The 223-nt window shown below is 42.2% G+C and carries 1 protein-coding gene; it reads right to left on the bottom strand.

The window, feature by feature from the left end; genetic code table 11:
- Positions 1-20 precede the first annotated feature (20 nt).
- Positions 21-223: hypothetical protein (locus DYY66_RS14945; RefSeq protein WP_255496428.1), on the bottom strand; the 203-nt coding region annotated here is incomplete at its 5' end.

Below are 223 nucleotides of genomic sequence, written 5' to 3'. Positions count from 1 at the left end.
TCTCCTAGTACATCTTACACTTATCGTGTCTCTGCGGTATATGATGGTGGAATAACTTCTCCTCCTTCTAACACTGCATCTGCTACGACAAAATCTGCCACATCAACATTGACAGTATCAACACAACTATCCACCGGTGATACTCTAGTTGGATTGTATGTTGAATTACGTAATTCCACTGGACAGATAGCAGCAACAGGTTTCTCGCCTACCACATTTGTTC

It is taken from the genome of Candidatus Nitrosotalea sp. FS (assembly GCF_011319475.1).
Lineage (GTDB): Archaea > Thermoproteota > Nitrososphaeria > Nitrososphaerales > Nitrosopumilaceae > Nitrosotalea.
The sequence above is the reverse complement of the archived record's forward strand: the minus strand, read 5'-3'. Positions and strand labels throughout refer to the sequence as shown.